Here is a 2,500-nt window from a genome sequence, read left to right on the forward strand (position 1 = left end):
AAAAATTTTGGGTTGGATATCTTGACGGGGTGGTGGTGGTGGGGATAGGGTAGTAAAGCGCTGATGAGGCCACCAGCCCCGGCGTCCCAGAACCTTGACAAGTAAGCTGTTCAGTCAACCATCGCCCGGCAAGCAGCAAAACAGACCCCCTGAGGGTGCTGTGGCTGCATATTCAACCCTGTCAAGTTTCCATTTTTCCAGAGACAAGCTCTTGAATTGACACGGAGAGTTTGATCCTGGCTCAGGATGAACGCTGGCGGTATGCTTAACACATGCAAGTCGGACGGACACCTTCGGGTGTTAGTGGCGGACGGGTGAGTAACACGTAGGAATCTACCCTCAGGCGGGGGATAACAGCTGGAAACGGCTGCTAATACCCCATACAGGCGGAAGCTGAAAGGAGCAATCCACCTGAGGATGAGCCTGCGTCGGATTAGCTAGTTGGTGGGGTAACGGCCTACCAAGGCGACGATCCGTAGCGGGTCTGAGAGGATGGCCCGCCACACTGGGACTGAGACACGGCCCAGACTCCTACGGGAGGCAGCAGTGGGGAATTTTCCGCAATGGGCGCAAGCCTGACGGAGCAATACCGCGTGAGGGAGGAAGGCCCTTGGGTTGTAAACCTCTTTTCTGGGGGACGAAAGCTGACGGTACCCCAGGAATAAGCCTCGGCTAACTCCGTGCCAGCAGCCGCGGTAAGACGGAGGAGGCAAGCGTTATCCGGAATTATTGGGCGTAAAGGGTACGTAGGCGGCTGGCCAAGTCTGGGGTTAAAGGCCACAGCTCAACTGTGGGAAGGCCCTGGAAACTGGCCGGCTAGAGTGAGGTAGGGGTTGCGGGAATTCCCGGTGTAGCGGTGAAATGCGTAGAGATCGGGAAGAACACCTGAGGCGGAAGCGCGCAACTGGGCCTCAACTGACGCTGAGGTACGAAAGCTAGGGGAGCGAATGGGATTAGATACCCCAGTAGTCCTAGCCGTAAACGATGGACACTAGACGTTGGCCGTATCGACCCGGTCAGTGTCGGAGCTAACGCGTTAAGTGTCCCGCCTGGGGAGTACGCACGCAAGTGTGAAACTCAAAGGAATTGACGGGGGCCCGCACAAGCGGTGGAGCATGTGGTTTAATTCGATGCAACGCGAAGAACCTTACCAGGGCTTGACATGCCGCGAACCCTGCGGAAACGTGGGGGTGCCTTCGGGAGCGCGGACACAGGTGGTGCATGGCTGTCGTCAGCTCGTGTCGTGAGATGTTGGGTTAAGTCCCGCAACGAGCGCAACCCTTGTTCCTAGTTGCCAGCATTGAGTTGGGCACTCTAGGGAGACTGCCGGTGACAAACCGGAGGAAGGTGAGGATGACGTCAAGTCAGCATGCCCCTTACGCTCTGGGCTACACACGTGCTACAATGGCGCGGACAAAGGGTCGCGAGCGCGCGAGCGTGAGCCAATCCCAAAAACCGCGTCTCAGTTCAGATCGCAGGCTGCAACTCGCCTGCGTGAAGGCGGAATCGCTAGTAATCGCAGATCAGCATGCTGCGGTGAATACGTTCCCGGGCCTTGTACACACCGCCCGTCACACCATGGGAGCTGGCCATGCCCGAAGTCGGAGCACCCGCCGAAGGCAGGGCTGGTGACTGGGGTGAAGTCGTAACAAGGTAGCCGTACCGGAAGGTGCGGCTGGATCACCTCCTTTTAGGGAGACCTACCTTGGGGCATCTGAGGGGAGTTAGACCACCCTCAGGCCAGCAAAGGTTATCCCAGGTCGGTCGGGGTTGAGGGGATGGTTGACTGGGGTTCTGGGGGAGAGCCAAGGGAAGGGCTATTAGCTCAGGTGGTTAGAGCGCACCCCTGATAAGGGTGAGGTCCCTGGTTCGAGTCCAGGATGGCCCACTGTTTGTCCTCGAGAAGGGAGAGCTAGCAAGCTAGAAGCGAGCTGGCCAAGCTGAGGGCAAAGCCAGAGGGTGGGTGCAGTCTGGATTGGGGGTATAGCTCAGCCGGTAGAGCGCTGCCTTTGCACGGCAGAAGTCAGCGGTTCGAGTCCGCTTACCTCCACCACTTTGGTGAGGAGCCGGGAAGGGGTTCTCCAGTTGGATAGGTTGACGACCGGGCTAGGGGTTTGGGTCCGAGCACAAGCCTCCAGCCGGGTTGAGCCGGCCAGCACTTTGAAAACTGCATAGCAAGAGAGCAGCATGCTTCTGGGTTGAGCCCTCCGAGCCTTGGCTTGGGGGAAGCAGCAGCAACCTGGGGGCATGAGGCAGGTAGAACACCAATGTTACGTGAGGTGAAAAGGTCAAGTCAGTTAAGGGCGCACGGTGGATACCTAGGCACGCAGAGGCGAGGAAGGGCGTGTTACCGACGAAACGCTGCGGGGAGCTGGACAAAAGCGGTGATCCGCAGGTTCCCGAATGGGGCAACCCGGCAAGGCGCAAGCCTTGTCACCTTTGGCTGAATCCATAGGCCAAAGGGGCGAACGCGGCGAACTGAAACATCTTAGTAGCCGCA

Annotated in this window: 2 tRNA genes and 2 rRNA genes (1 of these 4 cut by a window edge); all 4 read left to right on the forward strand. The window is 58.4% G+C overall.

Going from position 1 to position 2,500, the window contains the following annotated elements:
• Window positions 1-218: 218 nt before the first annotated feature.
• Window positions 219-1,691, forward strand: a 16S ribosomal RNA gene (locus ACVWYZ_RS14130).
• Window positions 1,692-1,814: 123 nt separating this feature from the next.
• Window positions 1,815-1,888 (forward strand) — tRNA-Ile (locus ACVWYZ_RS14135).
• An 89-nt stretch (window positions 1,889-1,977) separates the two neighbouring features.
• Window positions 1,978-2,053 (forward strand) — tRNA-Ala (locus ACVWYZ_RS14140).
• Window positions 2,054-2,286: 233 nt separating this feature from the next.
• Window positions 2,287-2,500 (forward strand): 23S ribosomal RNA (locus tag ACVWYZ_RS14145); it runs 2,595 nt beyond the window's last position.
• The 16S and 23S rRNA genes sit together here with 2 tRNA genes alongside, the layout of an rRNA operon.

It is taken from the genome of Thermostichus sp. MS-CIW-37 (assembly GCF_054060065.1).